The 13,480-nt window shown below is 63.3% G+C and carries 13 protein-coding genes; 7 read left to right on the top strand and 6 right to left on the bottom strand.

The window, feature by feature from the left end:
- Positions 1-108: 108 nt before the first annotated feature.
- Complete coding sequence (gene xylA, locus CXQ94_RS00845; protein ID WP_104086335.1) at positions 109-1,299, top strand: xylose isomerase; 1,191 nt, start codon at positions 109-111, stop codon at positions 1,297-1,299.
- 3 nt (positions 1,300-1,302) lie between these two features.
- On the top strand, positions 1,303-2,787 hold the full coding sequence (xylB, locus tag CXQ94_RS00840; protein WP_104086334.1) for a xylulokinase: 1,485 nt from the start codon (positions 1,303-1,305) through the stop codon (positions 2,785-2,787).
- A gap of 71 nt (positions 2,788-2,858) precedes the next feature.
- On the opposite strand, the gene gdhA is transcribed toward xylB, so the two are convergent.
- From gdhA to CXQ94_RS00825, 3 genes are all read right to left on the bottom strand, one after another.
- Positions 2,859-4,199, bottom strand: coding sequence for an NADP-specific glutamate dehydrogenase (gdhA, locus tag CXQ94_RS00835; protein ID WP_104086333.1), 1,341 nt, complete (start codon positions 4,197-4,199; stop codon positions 2,859-2,861).
- Positions 4,200-4,371: 172 nt separating this feature from the next.
- Complete coding sequence (locus CXQ94_RS00830; RefSeq protein ID WP_104086332.1) at positions 4,372-4,944, bottom strand: helix-turn-helix transcriptional regulator; 573 nt, start codon at positions 4,942-4,944, stop codon at positions 4,372-4,374.
- Positions 4,945-5,032: 88 nt separating this feature from the next.
- Complete coding sequence (locus CXQ94_RS00825) at positions 5,033-6,181, bottom strand: acetoin utilization protein AcuC (RefSeq protein ID WP_104086331.1); 1,149 nt, start codon at positions 6,179-6,181, stop codon at positions 5,033-5,035.
- Positions 6,182-6,344: 163 nt separating this feature from the next.
- Between CXQ94_RS00825 and CXQ94_RS00820 the strand changes: the two genes are divergently transcribed.
- From CXQ94_RS00820 to CXQ94_RS00800, 5 genes are read left to right on the top strand one after another with little or no spacing between them, the layout of a single operon-like run.
- Positions 6,345-7,751 carry a TrkH family potassium uptake protein gene (locus CXQ94_RS00820; protein ID WP_104086330.1) on the top strand — a complete coding sequence of 469 codons (1,407 nt, stop codon included), beginning with the start codon at positions 6,345-6,347 and terminating at the stop codon, positions 7,749-7,751.
- A complete protein-coding gene (locus CXQ94_RS00815) occupies positions 7,744-8,430 on the top strand; it encodes a TrkA family potassium uptake protein (protein ID WP_104086329.1) in 687 nt (228 codons plus the stop codon). Before CXQ94_RS00820 ends, CXQ94_RS00815 begins: the two co-directional genes overlap by 8 nt.
- Positions 8,431-8,474: 44 nt before the next feature.
- A complete protein-coding gene (locus CXQ94_RS00810; RefSeq protein WP_104086328.1) occupies positions 8,475-8,990 on the top strand; it encodes a methylated-DNA--[protein]-cysteine S-methyltransferase in 516 nt (171 codons plus the stop codon).
- Positions 8,987-9,514, top strand: a complete 528-nt coding sequence (locus tag CXQ94_RS00805) for an RNA polymerase sigma factor (RefSeq protein WP_104086327.1) — start codon at positions 8,987-8,989, stop codon at positions 9,512-9,514. The genes CXQ94_RS00810 and CXQ94_RS00805 overlap by 4 nt, the downstream gene beginning before the upstream one ends.
- Positions 9,514-10,131 (top strand): methylated-DNA--[protein]-cysteine S-methyltransferase, encoded by a 618-nt coding sequence (locus tag CXQ94_RS00800; RefSeq protein WP_104086326.1) that lies wholly within the window; start codon positions 9,514-9,516, stop codon positions 10,129-10,131. The genes CXQ94_RS00805 and CXQ94_RS00800 overlap by 1 nt, the downstream gene beginning before the upstream one ends.
- Before the next feature lie 162 nt (positions 10,132-10,293).
- Here CXQ94_RS00800 and proC read toward each other — a convergent pair whose 3' ends face one another.
- The 3 genes from proC to CXQ94_RS00785 form a co-directional block, all read right to left on the bottom strand.
- Positions 10,294-11,130 (bottom strand): pyrroline-5-carboxylate reductase, encoded by an 837-nt coding sequence (proC, locus tag CXQ94_RS00795; protein WP_104086325.1) that lies wholly within the window; start codon positions 11,128-11,130, stop codon positions 10,294-10,296.
- A gap of 497 nt (positions 11,131-11,627) precedes the next feature.
- Entirely contained in the window at positions 11,628-12,485 is an 858-nt protein-coding gene (locus CXQ94_RS00790; protein ID WP_104086324.1) for a sugar phosphate isomerase/epimerase, read from the bottom strand.
- A gap of 6 nt (positions 12,486-12,491) precedes the next feature.
- Entirely contained in the window at positions 12,492-13,478 is a 987-nt protein-coding gene (locus CXQ94_RS00785; RefSeq protein ID WP_104086323.1) for a Ppx/GppA phosphatase family protein, read from the bottom strand.
- Positions 13,479-13,480 lie beyond the last annotated feature (2 nt).

Below are 13,480 nucleotides of genomic sequence, written 5' to 3'. Positions count from 1 at the left end.
TTGCTCTGAAATCTATTCGCGAAAAGGGGTTGACACAGCAGAAAAACCCAATATGTTTGAGTACAGAACTTATTAACTGTGACCGCCACCACAAATCGGAGAACTACTATGACACTCGAGCCCACTCGCGACGACAAATTTTCCTTCGGCCTCTGGACAGTGGGCTGGGAGGCTGCTGACCCGTTCGGCTCCGCTACCCGGCCACCCTTGGACACCGTGGAGGCCGTGAACAAACTCAGCGATCTGGGCGCCTATGGCCTGACCTTCCACGACAACGATTTGTTCCCCTTCGACGCGACACCCGCGCAGCGCCAGCATGAGATCGACCGGCTCAAGGGTGCCCTGGACGCCACCGGCTTGATCGTGCCCATGGTCACCACCAACTTGTTCACCCACCCGGTCTTCAAGGACGGCGGCTTCACCAGCAATGACCGCGGCGTCCGCCGCTTCGCTCTGCGTAAGGTCATCGAGAACATTGATTTGGCCGCCGAGCTCGGTGCCGAGACGTTCGTCATGTGGGGAGGGCGTGAAGGCAGCGAATACGACGCCGCCAAGGACATCCGCGGCGCCTTGGCACGCTATCGTGAGGCAGTAAATCTGCTCGGTGACTACGTCACTGATAAGGGCTACAACATCCGCTTCGCCATTGAGCCCAAGCCGAACGAACCCCGCGGAGATATCCTGCTGCCCACCGTGGGACACGCCCTGGCCTTCATCGAAACTCTGGATCGCCCCGAACTGGTCGGCGTCAACCCGGAAACCGGCCACGAGCAGATGGCCGGGCTGAACTTCACCCACGGCATCGCTCAGGCCCTGGACCAGGGCAAACTGTTCCACATTGACCTCAACGGCCAGCGCGGCATCAAGTTTGATCAGGACCTGGTGTTTGGCCACGGCGACCTGCAAAACGCCTTCTCCTTAGTGGACTTGCTGGAAAACGGTGGACCGAACGGCGGCCAGACCTACACCGGCCCGCGCCACTTCGACTACAAGCCCTCCCGCACCGAGGACATCAACGGTGTCTGGGACTCCGCAGCCGCCAACATGCGCACCTACCTGCTCCTGAAGGAACGTGCCGCAGCTTTCCGCGCCGACCCCGAGGTCCAGGCAGCCCTACTCGCCTCCCGCGTCCAGGAAATCAACGAGCCCACCTTGGACCCGGGCGAAAGCTACGAGGCGCTGCGGGCGGACAAGTCCTCCTACGAGGACTTCGACACGGAAGCCTACTTCGGCGGCAAGGGCTTCGGCTTTGTGAAGCTCCAGCAGCTGTTCATCGAGCACCTGCTCGGGGCCCGGTAACCCATGACACTCGTTGCCGGCGTCGACTCCTCGACTCAAAGCTGCAAGGTCCTGATCGTCGACGCCGGCACCGGACAAACAGTCCGTACAGGCAAGGCCTCCCATCCTGACGGGTCCGAAATTGCCCCGTCACACTGGTGGGAGGCCTTGCTTGAGGCCCTTGACGACGCCGGTGGACTCACCGATGTCTCCGCCATCTCGGTGGCGGGCCAACAGCACGGCATGGTCCTCTTGGACGCCGACGGCCGCGTTCTTCGCGATGCCCTCTTGTGGAACGACACCCGATCCGCCGGGGCAGCCGATGATCTCGTCGCCGAGATAGGGGCGGCGGACCTGGCCCAACGATGCGGCTCGGTCCCGGTGGCCTCATTCACCATCACCAAGATCAGGTGGGTGCGCGACAACGAGCCGGCTCTTGTAGACAAGGTGGCGGCCGTTGCACTCCCCCACGACTGGCTTTCTTGGCGCCTGCGTGGCTACGGCCCTGCGGGGGAAAGCCCGCTGGGACCGAATCTAGATCAGCTGGTCACCGACCGTTCCGACGCCAGCGGCACCGGCTACTGGTCGCCCCACACCGAATCGTACGACCTAGGGTTGTTTGAACTGGCATTCGGCCGCTCGGCATGCGAGGCGGCGCCGAGTCAGAGTTCCACGGCTGGCGCGCGCGCTGCCGGCGCGATCATCCTGCCCAAGGTCGCGGCGCCGTCGGCAGTGGTTGGCACCATCCACCCCAGTCTCTGTGAGGGTCCCGGCGGGACCTCGATCAAAGTCGGGGCAGGCGCGGGCGACAACGCGGCGGGCGCACTGGGACTGGGTGCTGTACCCGGTGACGTGGTGGTTTCAGTGGGTACCAGCGGCACGGTCTTTGCCGTCAGCGAGCACCCCGATGCTGATACCACCGGGACCATTGCTGGCTTTGCCGACGCCTCTGGCGCCTACCTCCCGATCGTCGTCACCTTGAATGCCGCCCGTATTCTCAGTACGACGGCGGAGCTGCTCGGCGTTGACTTCGACGAGTTTGCCAGGCTGGCCCTGGCAGCAAAACCCGGCAGTGCCGGCGTCGTTCTTGTCCCGTATTTTGAAGGCGAACGGACACCGAACCTGCCCGACGCCACGGCGAGCTTTCATGGCTTGAGTATCGCCTCGACGACGCGGGAAAACATTGCCCGGGCATCGATCGAGGGCATGCTGTGTGGACTGGCTGGCGGGCTTGCCGCCATCCAGGCGGCGGGCATGGCTGTTACCAGGATCCTACTGATTGGCGGTGCCGTGCAAAACACTGCCGTCCAAGTGGTGGCCGGTCAGGTGTTCGACGTCCCCCTGGTGGTGCCCACGCCTGGGGAATATGTGGCCCGTGGGGCGGCCGTCCAAGCGGCCTGGAGCCTGAACGGCACGCGGCCCGACTGGGCGTTGGAGAGCATTGCTTCTCCTCCGGCGGATCATCGAGCCGAGATCCTGGCGCAGTACCGGACCGTCGCCGGGGTCTAGCTGAATAACAAAAGCACCCTTGCGCAGCGTCTGGGACGCCGGGCAAGGGTGCTTTTCTATATAGCTGGAGGCTAGATCAGGCCCTGGGCCAGCATGGCGTCGGCAACCTTGACGAAGCCGGCGATGTTGGCGCCCACTACGTAGTTGCCGGGGGAACCGTAGGTGTCGGCCGTTTCGGCGCAACGGTCGTGGATGCCGACCATGATCTGGGTCAGGCGAGCCTCGGTGTGCTCGAACGTCCACGCGTCACGGCTGGCATTCTGCTGCATCTCCAGCGCGGAGGTGGCCACGCCACCGGCGTTGGCTGCCTTGCCCGGGCCGAACAGTGTGCCGGACTCCTGGAACACGGCGACGGCGCCACTGGTGGAAGGCATGTTGGCGCCTTCGGCGACGGCGATCAGGCCGTTCTTGACCAGCTTGGTGGCTGCTTCGGTGTTGAGTTCGTTTTGCGTGGCGCAAGGAAGCGCAACGGTTGCGTTGACGTCCCAGACGGAACCGCCCTCAACGTAGCTGACGGAAGCGCCGCGACGAACAGCGTATTCCTTCAGGCGTCCGCGCTCTTTTTCCTTGATCTGGCGCAGGAGGGCAACGTCAATGCCGTTCTCATCCACGATGTAGCCGGAGGAGTCCGAGCACGCGACGACGTTTGCGCCGAGCTGCTGTGCCTTGGCGATGGCGAATGTGGCAACATTTCCGGAACCGGAAACCACTACGCGCTGGCCATCGAAGGAGGTGCCGCGGGTCTTGAGCATCTCGTTGGCGAACAGGACCGTCCCGAAGCCGGTGGCTTCCGGACGAACCAGGGATCCGCCCCAACCAACACCCTTACCGGTCAAAACACCGGATTCGTAGCGGTTGGTGATGCGCTTGTACTGGCCGAACAGGTAACCGATTTCGCGGCCACCAACGCCAATGTCGCCTGCCGGAACGTCGGTGTACTCGCCGATGTGGCGGTACAGCTCCAGCATGAAGCTCTGGCAGAAACGCATGACTTCGGCGTCGGACTTGCCGCGAGGGTCAAAGTCGGAACCGCCCTTGCCGCCACCGATCGGCATGCCGGTGAGAGCATTTTTGAAGATCTGCTCGAAACCGAGGAACTTCACAATGCCCAAGTACACGGAGGGGTGGAAACGCAGTCCGCCCTTGTACGGGCCAAGGGCCGAGTTGAACTCAACGCGGAAGCCGCGGTTGATCTGAACACGACCGGCGTCGTCCATCCACGGCACACGGAAGATGATCTGGCGCTCGGGCTCGCACAAGCGCTGAAGCACGGCGGCATCAACGAATTCTGGATGCTTATCCAGAACCGGGCCAAGGCTTTCAAATACTTCAAGTACTGCCTGGTGGAATTCTTTTTCCCCGGGATTACGGGCTAAAACTTGCTCCCGGATGGCTTCGAGCCTGGTATCCATGAGTCTCCTGAAAAGGGTGAGGCGCTAAGAAGTAGCGCATAAATATGCTCACTTGCAATTTTCCAGTCAGGGGAGAACTTAAGCCAATTTTTCTTACCCATCGAGACCGCACGCATGATCGTGCATAAATGAACCAAGCAGCGGGCCATTTGGGAGCCGCCCGGTCCTCGGATCAGTCCTTGCGGCGCCTAAACGAGGGCAGGTTGGCCAGCAAGTCCGCCGCCTTGTTGGCGGCCCTGCCCACACTTCGGGTGATCTGCTGTTGCACCGTGCCATCGCTCTCCACAGAATGGGCGACGACGGTGGCCTCGGCCGGGCGACCCGCCACAGCCGGTACGAGCTCCCTCACAACGGCGTCCTGGGCTGGCGGTGCGGGAACCACGGCCGTGCGGGGATTCACCGCGGGGGTACGCACGGGCGCCGCCTGCTGCGGCACGGAGGCGGCCGGCACAGTCGCCACCACGGCCTCGGCGCTATCGGTGAATCCGGCGCCCAAGCCGTGGAGCCACTCCGAGACCAACGCCAACGGTGCGGTGTTGATGCTGTAGAAGCGCTTCTGCCCCTGCGCCCGCATGGTCACCACGCCTGCCTCACGCAGAACGCGCAGGTGCTTGGAGACTGTGGGCTGGGAAACACCCAATTCTTCAACCAGCTGCCCTACCGCCTTGTGCTCCTTGGCCAGTGAGGCCAAGATATCGCGACGGGTTCCTTCGGCAATGACAGCAAATACTTCTTCGACAACCATGCCACTACCCTAGCGACATATTCCCCTCACGGCATCTTCGGCGGTTTTAGTCACGGCATCCACTGAATCGTTGGGCCACAAGTGGGGATCAGTCGAACCAGGGGTCCAGGCCGTAGAGCGGAAAGATTTCCTTGCGCGTGGCCATGACCGAGCGGTCCACGGCGTCGGAAGGGTTGTAGCCAACCTCCCACGACCTCCACCAAGTATCGGCGTCCTCACCCATCAGCAACGGGGCAACCTTGCCGTATTGGTCGCGCACGTAATCGCGCCACGGTTCCGGCACAGGGGTGCGCAGCGGCACCGGGCGCCCGGCCACAATGGCCATCAGATGCGACCATACCCGTGGCACCACGCCAATGATGTTATAGCCTCCGCCACCGGTGGCAATCCAGCGGCCGCCGCACACCTTGTCCGCCAACACGGCAATGCTCAGGGCGGCCTCACGCTGGGCGTCGATGCTGGTGTTCAGGTGCGAGAGTTCGTCGTCGCGATGGGAGTCGCAGCCGTGCTGGCTCACGATGATCTCGGCACCGAAGGCTTCCACTAAGTGGGGCACCACGGCGTGGAAGGCTCGCAGCCAGCCGGCATCCCCCGTTCCGGCGGGGAGGGCGACGTTCACCGCCGTTCCTTGGGCATCCGGACCGCCAATGTCCTTGGCGAAGCCCGTGCCCGGGAACAAAGTCAACCCTGATTCATGGAGGGAAATGGTCAGAACCCGGGGGTCGTTCCAGAAGATGTCCTGGGTGCCATCGCCGTGGTGGGCATCAATGTCGATGTAGGCAACCTTGGAGACGCCGGAGTCCAGCAATCGCATGATGGCCATGGCGGCGTCGTTGTAGATACAAAAGCCCGAGGCCTTCTCGCGTGAGGCATGGTGCATGCCGCCGCCAAAATTCACGGCCCGCACGGCCGTCCCAGAGATGATGGCCCTCGTCGCCACCAACGATGCGCCGGCCAGCCTGGCGCTGGCCTCGTGCATCCCGGCAAATGCGGGGTCGTCTTCGGTGCCCAGCCCGCGGTCCGGATCGCTGCGCGTGGGGTCCTCCCCCACCCGTCGCACCGCAGCAATGTAGTCGCGGCTGTGGACAGCGGACAGCTCATCCTCGGACGCCACGTAGGAGGCCTCGACGGTGACCTGAGGCAGGTCAAAGATTCCCAACTCCTTGGCCAAGGCAGCCGTCAACTCCAGCCGCTTGGGTGACATGGGGTGCTGCGGACCGAAATTGTACGCAGACATGGCCGCATCGCAGACTATGCTTGTCGGGACGGCTGCTGGCCCGGAGCTGGCTAATGATGACATCCATCACAGGCTATCTAACTCCGGACGCCTTTGCCCCACTGAAACCAGCAACACCGCACAATGATGATTTTTAACACGGGTAGGAGGGACAACACAGCCGTTGGCCACTAAACCCATCCAGCCCGCAATTACCCACAGTTGGCCACTGGCCTCCGTGGCACGTGTCCGCGACTTTGTTGACAGGGTTGCCAACAGCTCCCCCGCCAGGCTCGCGCTGATTGTGTTCGCCTTGGTCATCCTGGCCTTTACCCTGGCACTGTCCTTGCCGGCCGCCGCCCGTGACGGCCAGTCAACCGCGTTCCACGATGCCTTGTTCACCGCCGTCTCGGCTGTTTGCGTCACCGGCCTGACCACAGTTTCCACGGCCCTGCATTGGTCCTTCTTCGGCCAGCTGGTGATCCTGATCGGCATCTTCGTGGGCGGTTTGGGCATCCTGACATTGGCCTCTCTGATGTCCTTGATGGTCAGCAAGCGCCTGGGCGTCCGCGGCAAACTGATCGCCCAGGAAGCCATGAACGCCGGGCGCCTGGGCGAGGTCGGTACCTTGCTGCGGATCGTCATCAGCACCTCCGTGGCCGTGGAGATCGTCCTTGCCCTGGCTATGGCGCCGCGCTTCCTGATCCTGGGCGAATCGCTTCCCCAGGCCATCTGGCATGCGGTGTTTTACTCCATTTCGGCTTTTAACAATGCCGGATTCACCCCGCATTCCGACGGCGTGGTGCCCTATGAGGCCGATCTGTGGATCCTGGTTCCATTGATGATTGGCGGCTTCATTGGAAGCCTTGGCTTCCCCGTCATGATGGTCCTGCTGGTCACCGGCTTCCGCTTCAAGAAGTGGACGCTGCACGCCAAACTCACCATCCAGGTCTCACTCATGCTGCTGGTGGCCGGTGCACTTATGTGGGGTGCCATGGAGTGGACCAATCCTGCCACCATCGGTTCGATGAGTGTTGGGGACAAGATCACCCACTCAATTTTTGCCTCGGTCATGACCCGCTCCCTGGGCTTCAACCTGGTGGACATGAACGCCATGCACTCCTCCACCATGCTGCTCACCGACGCGCTCATGTTCGTCGGTGGCGGTTCCGCCTCCACCGCCGGCGGTATCAAGGTCACCACCTTGGCCGTGATGTTCTTGGCCATTGTGGCCGAGGCCCGCGGCGACACCGACGTGAAGATCTACGGCCGAACCATCCCGCAAGGCACCATGCGCGTTGCCATCTCCGTGATCATGATGGGCGCCACGTTCGTCATGATTGCCACCGGCCTCCTCCTTGCCATCTCCGGCCAGAGCCTGGACCGGGTGCTGTTCGAAACCATCTCGGCCTTCGCCACAGTGGGCCTGAGCACGGGGCTCAGTGCCGAGCTTCCGCCGTCGGGCGTGTACGTTTTGTGCGCCATGATGTTCTTTGGCCGCGTTGGCTCCATCACCCTCGCCGCAGCCCTGGCCCTGCGCCAGCGCCGCCAACTTTTCCACTACCCGGAAGAAAGGCCGATCATTGGCTGAGAAACTCGATTCCAACAACCGTCCCCCACACAATTCGCCCGTCTTGGTGATTGGTTTGGGACGTTTTGGCGCTGCCACGGCGCACCAGCTGGTCAAGCAGGGCCGGGAGGTCTTGGCCATTGAGCGAGACCCTGCCCTGGTGCAAAAGTGGGCCGGTGTCCTCACCCATGTGGTGGAGGCCGACGCCACCAACATTGATGCGCTGCGCCAGCTCGGCGCGCAGGACTTCAGCTCCGCCGTCGTCGGCGTGGGTACTTCCATTGAATCCAGCGTCCTCATCACCGTGAACCTGGTGGATTTGGGGATCGCGCACCTGTGGGTCAAGGCGATCACGCAGTCGCACGGGAAGATTTTGACCCGAATTGGCGCCAATCACGTCATTTACCCTGAGGCCGACGCCGGTGTCCGCGCGGCGCACCTGGTGGGCGGGCGCATGCTGGACTTCATCGAGTTCGACGACGATTTTGCCATCGTGAAAATGTACCCGCCGAAGGAAACCCAGGGGTTCACGCTGGAGGAATCCAAGGTGCGCTCAAAGTACGGCGTGACGGTGGTGGGTGTGAAATCGCCGGGCGAGGACTTTACTTACGCGCAGCCCAGCACCCGGGTGACGAGCCGAGACATGCTCATCGTCTCCGGCTATGTTGACCTGCTGGAACGCTTCGCCGCCCGCCCCTGACCTCACGTTTTCGGTCCGGCGCGCGTCTACAGTGCATGGAGGTAATGACAATGCTCAAGCACACGGTTTTTGATTCACCTGTGGGCCTTTTGACAGCTGTTGCGAACGACGCCGGTTTGGCCGCCGTGTACATGGCCGAGCACAAGCGCCGGCCTGCTCAGGAGACGTTGGGTGAGCGGGTTGCCGCCTCCGACTGCGAGGTCCTGGCGGCGACGGTGGCGCAGCTCGGCGAATACTTTGACGGCTCACGGACGTCGTTTTCGATTCCGCTGGCACCTGTTGGGAACCCTTTCCAGCACCGGGTCTGGGCGGCCCTGCGCGAGATCCCGTACGGCGAGCTACGCAGCTACGGCGACTTGGCCGCCATGCTCGGCGATAGGAACTTGGCGCAGGCTGTGGGCTCGGCGAACGGCCGCAACCCGATCAGCATCATCGTGCCCTGTCACAGGGTGGTGGGGGCGGATGGTTCACTGGTGGGTTATGCCGGCGGGCTGCCTCGCAAGCAGTTCTTGCTTGAGCTGGAATACCCGAGCCGGACACACACCGAAGCGTTGTTTTGAGCCCGCAGCCGCCTTTTGAAGTCCTGGTCGCCAGCCACGGGGCCGTCGTATTGCGCGTCTGCCGCGCCCTGGCCGGGCTTCAGGACGCGGATGACGTCTGGCAGGAAACGTTCCTGGCGGCGTTGCGCGCCTACCCGTCCTCGGCAGATGTCAGGAACTGGGAAGCCTGGCTGGTTACCATTGCACGCAACAAGGCAATGGATCACCACAGGAAGACGGGGCGCCTGCCTATTCCTGACGGCGATGACGCCCTCGAAGCGACAGGCACCGTGGCCGGCTCCGGAGGGGACGCCGTCGTCCATGCCGTGGAAGCTGGCGAGACTGCCGAGCAGGTGTGGGCAGCGCTTGCCAAGTTGCCACCCAAGCAGCGCGAGGCGGTGGTTTACCACCATTTGGCGGGACTTGCCTATGCCGATGTGGCGCCTTTGCTGGGCAATTCCGAGGCAGCCGCGCGCCGGGCCGCCGCGGACGGCATGAAGTCGCTACGGGCACATTTGGTGCAGGACCGAGAGGATTTTTCGTGATGGAAACCCACACAGCAGCAGCCCTTCCACCCGAGTTGGCGGCCCTCACCACCGGAGACGCGGACGCCCTGGACCGCCTGGGCGCACAGTTCCGGGCGGCGGCGGCGGCCGATGACCTGGTAGATGTGGCGTATCGCGTCATCGACTCCCCCGTCGGATCCTTACTGCTCGCCGGGACGGAGCGCGGCCTGGTTCGCGTGGCGTTTGCCCGCGAGGGGCACGATTCGGTGCTGGAATCTCTGGCCGCCAACGTCAGCCCGCGCATCTTGCTGGCACCGGCACGTTTGGACGACGCGGCGCGGGAACTTGAGGAGTACTTTGCCCAGCGGCGCCAAGTATTTGACCTGCCGCTGGATTTCCGGCTGGCCACCGGGTTCCGGCGCGAGGTGCTGGCCCATTTGCCCGACATCGGGTACGGCCACACGGCCAGTTACGCCGCCGTCGCCGCACTGACGTCCAGCCCGCGGGCCGTGCGGGCTGTCGGCACGGCCTGCGCCCGCAACCCGTTGCCGCTGGTGGTGCCGTGCCACCGCGTGATCCGCTCCGATGGCAGCTGGGGCGCCTATTTGGGTGGAGTCGACGCCAAGGCGCTGTTGCTGGGCCTAGAAGCCGCCTAGCCCCTTCCGACGCCGTATCACCTTTGGCGCATTTTTCCCGAACGCCGTATCACCTTTGGCTTGAATTTCCCGAACGCCGTATCACTTCCACTCATGCCGGCTCGGGCGCTGCCTGTTTGGTGATACCGCGTTCTCAAAAAGTGAACCAAAGGTGATACCGCGTTATTGGGCGGAGAGCTCTTGGGTGATCTGGGCAGCCCGGGCGGCGGCAGCCTTTGCGCCAGCCAGCACGATGCCCGGCAAGCCTTGGGCGTCAAAGGTGGCGATGGCCTGCTCCGTGGTGCCATTCGGGCTGGTGACGCCGCGGCGCAGCGTGGCGGGGTCGGCACCGGGCTCGGCGAGCATCAGGCCCGCACCGGCAACGGTTTCGCGGGCCAGGACCCGTGCAATGTCAGCCGAGAGGCCAAAGTCCTCGGCCGCCGCTGCCATGGCCTCCGCCAGGTAGAACGCGTACGCGGGGCCCGAGCCGCTGATGGCTGACACCGCGTCTTGCTGGCTTTCGGGAATATCAAGCACGACGCCGGAGCCATCGAAAATCTCGTGGGCGGCGGCCAGGTGGAACTCATCAACGCTTGTTCCGGCCGACAGGGCCACCACACCGCGACCCACCTTGAGCGGGGTGTTGGGCATGGAGCGGACCACGGGCTGGCCGGGATGCAACGCGCCTTCCAGCTGGCCTAGGGATACTGCTGCGGCAACACTGATGACCACCGCCTGAGCGTCCAAGTGGGGAGCGATTTCGCGACACAGCGCTGCAGTCCCCACCGGCTTGACACCCAGAATGACGACGCTGGCGCCGGCCACTGCCTGGGCGTTGGCGTCGGGCTCCTCGTTGGAGGCCATGGCAGTCACACCGTGGAGCTGGGCTAGTTCCTCCGCCCGTTCCGGCCTACGAACAGTCACTGTAACCGACGCTGGTGCAGTCCCGGCTGCGAGCAATCCCGTCAGAATCGCTTCGCCCATTGAACCGCACCCTAGAAATACAATCTTTTTGCTCATGCCCTCAGTCTTTCCTCTCCTGGCGCTTGCACGCAACCGAGGCACGTGTCCGCGCGCCCTATCGCAACCATCTTCGGCTTTGACAGGTAATTCCCAGTACCACGGCGGTGTTTGCCCAGAATAGGCCCTTACAGTTTTTATTACCTCATAGAGGTGCGAGTGATGAAGGTCCACCCGGTGTTTACACCCGTTGGACCGGGCGCCGGAAGCGGCTAGGTATCCCCCAATTCCTAGCAAGGCTTCCGGCGTTTCCTCGTTAAGTCACGCCGTCGCAACACCGTCAATGCTTAATGGTGAATGCACAGCTGGCACCCTGACTATTCCCAATCAGGGCCCCTATTGTTTTAAGTACCTCATAAGGGTGCGAGTGATGATCGGACTGGCCTTGTCCTGAAGACCAGTCAAATCGCCGGAGAACTTGCCAGTGTTTCCCCCCATCCACTGGCCACATGTTCCCCGGCGATTTCACTTTAAGGCAAGTTTGCGAACCCTCAGCCCTATGGCAGGGTCTGGCCTAGGTGTACGCGGGCAAATTCGAGGGTTTCGGCGAGCCATTCCTCGCGCTGACCGGCGCCCTTGGCCTTGCGAGTGGAAATTTCTGCCACCACGGCTCCGTCAAAACCGTTGTTGGCGATGTGCTGGAGCACCTCGACGCATTCCTGAGTGCCATGGCCGGGAATCATGTGCTGATCCTTGGTGGAGGGCGAGATGCCGTCGGTGAGGTGGATGTGTCGCAGCCGCCCGCCCAGGGCCTTGACGGCGTCCAGACTGGATGCACTGGCGGTGGCGGCGTGGGAGAAGTCCCAGGTGACGTCCTGGTAGTCCTGCCCTACCGGGTCCCAGTGCGGCAGGTAGGCGAGTGCCTCGCGCCCGCGCACGCGCCACGGGTACATGTTTTCCACGGCGATGCGGATGCCGAAAGCGTCGGCAATATCCCGTACCCCGTGGGCGAATGTGTCTGCGTAGTCATTTTGCCAGCGGAATGGCGGGTGCACCACCACCACCTCGGCGCCCACGTCGACGGCCATTTGGGCTGAGCGCTGCACCTTGTTCCAGGCACTCCCCCACACTTGTTGGGTGAGCAGGAGGGTGGGTGCATGGATGGCCAGGATGGGCTGGTCGTACCTTTGCGCCAAGGCATTGAGCGCGCGGGCGTCCTGGCTGTCACCATTGTGAGTCACCAGCACTTCGACGCCGTCGTAGCCGAGGTCAGCGGCCACCGCGAATCCGTCATGGACGGAGAGCGGGTACACGGAGGCAGTGGACAGGGCCACCGGAATGTGGCGCTTGGGGCCCGGTGACACGTCCGCCGTCGGGCCTTGGGAATCGGTGGAATCGGCTGCTGAGTTAGTCATGACCGCCTAAGGTGTTGCCGAGTTTGTCAGTTTTCCGACGTGCGCCGGCGGATCCAGCGGGCCATCAAAGACCAGCTGGTCCAGGCGGCGCAGGATCAGGCCCTCACGCAGCGCCCAGGGACTGATCTGCATCGACTGGACCTTGAACATCTCAAGCGCCGTCTGGGCCACCAAGGCACCAGCCAGCACCTGCTGGGCGCGCGCCACGGACACCCCCGGCAGGTGCAGTCTGTCGGCGGAGGACATTGCGGCGAGCCGCTGCGACCAGAGGCCAAGGTCGCTGAGGTGGAGTTCGCGCTTGACGTACGGCCCCATGGACGACGGCGCCGCCCCCGTAATGCGGGCCAACGCCCGGAACGTCTTGGAGGAGCCTGTGACGATGTGCGGGGTGCCCAGCTTTTGCGTCGCCACCACCGCTTCCTTCATGGTGGATTTGATGTGCTTGCGTAGTTCCTTAACGCTCTTGGCCGTGGGCGGGTCCTCGATCAGCCAGTCGCGGGTAAGTCGCCCGGCACCCAGCGGGACGGAATGGGCAAGGTCCGGGAGCTCATTGGCGCCCTGGGCGATTTCGAAGGACCCTCCGCCAATGTCAAGGTTCAAGATGGTGCCGGCACCCCAGCCGTGCCAGCGGCGTACGGCAAAAAACGTCATGGCGGATTCTTCGTCGCCGGTCAGTTCGGTCAGCCTCACGGTGGTCTCGTGCTGAACTCGTTCCAGCACGGCGGCACCGTTGGTGGATTCGCGAATGGCCGAGGTGCAAAACGCCAGCAGGTCCTTGGCCCGGTGCTTGGCTGCGAACTCCCACGCTTCAAGGATGAATTCGATGAGTTCGGTTTGGCCCTCGTCGGTGATGTTGCCGTCATCGTCGAGGTACTGCACCAGGCTCAGCGCGCGCTTGTGCGACGCGTACGGCACAGGTTTGGCGCCGGGGCGCGCGTCGACCAGCAGCAAGTGGACGGTGTTGGAGCCGATGTCGAGCACGCCTAATCTCATGT

Source organism: Arthrobacter sp. GMC3, from assembly GCF_002929305.1.
Lineage (GTDB): Bacteria > Actinomycetota > Actinomycetes > Actinomycetales > Micrococcaceae > Specibacter.
The sequence above is the reverse complement of the archived record's forward strand: the minus strand, read 5'-3'. Positions and strand labels throughout refer to the sequence as shown.

Coding starts and splice junctions, on each gene's coding strand:
- xylA (WP_104086335.1), top strand. CDS start 109: ATGACACTCGAGCCCACTCGCGACGACAAATTTTCCTTCGGCCTCTGG.
- CXQ94_RS00810 (WP_104086328.1), top strand. CDS start 8,475: ATGACAATGCTCAAGCACACGGTTTTTGATTCACCTGTGGGCCTTTTG.
- CXQ94_RS00825 (WP_104086331.1), bottom strand. CDS start 6,181: ATGTCTGCGTACAATTTCGGTCCGCAGCACCCCATGTCACCCAAGCGG.
- CXQ94_RS00800 (WP_104086326.1), top strand. CDS start 9,514: ATGGAAACCCACACAGCAGCAGCCCTTCCACCCGAGTTGGCGGCCCTC.
- CXQ94_RS00830 (WP_104086332.1), bottom strand. CDS start 4,944: ATGGTTGTCGAAGAAGTATTTGCTGTCATTGCCGAAGGAACCCGTCGC.
- proC (WP_104086325.1), bottom strand. CDS start 11,130: ATGAGCAAAAAGATTGTATTTCTAGGGTGCGGTTCAATGGGCGAAGCG.
- CXQ94_RS00785 (WP_104086323.1), bottom strand. CDS start 13,478: ATGAGATTAGGCGTGCTCGACATCGGCTCCAACACCGTCCACTTGCTG.
- gdhA (WP_104086333.1), bottom strand. CDS start 4,199: ATGGATACCAGGCTCGAAGCCATCCGGGAGCAAGTTTTAGCCCGTAAT.
- CXQ94_RS00790 (WP_104086324.1), bottom strand. CDS start 12,485: ATGACTAACTCAGCAGCCGATTCCACCGATTCCCAAGGCCCGACGGCG.
- xylB (WP_104086334.1), top strand. CDS start 1,303: ATGACACTCGTTGCCGGCGTCGACTCCTCGACTCAAAGCTGCAAGGTC.